1 protein-coding gene is annotated in these 1,347 nt (G+C 59.7%); it reads right to left on the reverse strand.

The genetic code is table 11. From position 1 onward, the window contains the following. Positions 1 to 225: 225 nt before the first annotated feature. Positions 226 to 1,185 carry an adenosylcobinamide-phosphate synthase CbiB gene (gene cbiB / locus ACVWZG_RS13780; RefSeq protein WP_457407499.1) on the reverse strand — a complete coding sequence of 320 codons (960 nt, stop codon included), beginning with the start codon at positions 1,183 to 1,185 and terminating at the stop codon, positions 226 to 228. Between the last annotated feature and the right edge of the window lie 162 nt (positions 1,186 to 1,347).

Consider the following 1,347-nt stretch of genomic DNA (forward strand, 5'->3'; position numbering starts at 1 on the left):
TTCTCGTTTTGACAAATTGGCCAGGAACTTCTTGAGTTTTCTCTATCTCGTCAGTGCTCTCTTTTGGCTCAAATGAAAGATCAACACAACCTAGTTAGCTTTGCTAACTCTACCTCAAGTTCTGGGGGAAGTTGCGCCTGTGGAGATTCCTCTGCCGGGGTTGAGTCAAAAGCTCAGCTAGGTAAGGGTCGTAGAAGCAGGAAGCAACCGGTTGTTTAGTTCATCCTAGGGGGTGAAATAAACGACCATGAGTTGCAGAACGGTCAACAGGAGAGTTGCTCCCACCATCAAACTCCCCCAAATCCATACAACCTGTCGCAGCAGTCCCAAGCTTTCCCGCACCACTTGCGGGGTCAAGGGGCGAGCTGGGATCCCCAATTTGGGTTTCACCTTCGGGATCCCCTGATAGAAATTGGTTCCCCCCAATTGGATCTGCAGCCGCCAGGCAAAAGCCGCTTCGCTCCACCCCGAATTGGGGCTGGGATCCGCTTGCGCGTCCTGACGACACCGCTGCCAGAACCCCCAAGGATCCCGGCTGAGCAGCGCCAGCGTGAGCACCGTCAGGCGGCAGGGCAGCCAAGTCAGCCCATCCTCACAGCGGGCCGGCACTGTGCCCAAATGGGTGAAAGGGGGGTGGCGGTAGCCCACCATCGAATCCAGCGTGCTGCTGGCCTTGTAGGCTAGGGCCAAGGGCGCCCCTCCCAAGAAGGCGTAGAACAGAGGGGCAGTTGCTCCGTCGGGGGTATTTTCGGCCACCGTCTCAATCAGCGCCCGCAAAATCTCCGATGCCGTCAGGTGCTCTGTATCCCGCCCCACGTAGCGGCTGAGACGTTGACGGGCCTCCGGCAGATCCTCTTTTTCCAAGGGATCCAACACCTCCAACGCAGCAAAGCGCAGGCTGCGCCCTCCCAGACAACTGGCCATGAGGGTTACCTGCACGAGGATCCCTGCCCAGGGGTGGATGGCATTGCCGATGGCGACCAGTCCCCAGCCCACGCCGTAGGATCCCCCCACCAGAGCCAGGGTGAGCACTGCCCCGCCCCACCGTTGTGCTTGCGGAGTCGAACAGTGCTTGAGGATATAGCCTTGTCCCCAGGCAATTACAGCCCCCATCACCCGCACCGGATGAGGCCAACCCCAGGGATCCGCCAGCAGGTAATCCAATACCAAAGCTGCCGCCAGCACCAGCCCGGCAGTTGGTTGGGCCGGAAAAAACAGCCAGCCGCCGGGAAAGGGCTCCGTCCCACTAACACGAAAGGACTCCGTCCCGCTAACGCGAAAGGACTCCGTCCCGCTAACGCGAAAGGACTCCGTCCCGCTAACGCGAAAGGACTCCGTCCCGCTAAC

The sequence above is a fragment of the Thermostichus sp. OS-CIW-33 genome, from assembly GCF_054059615.1.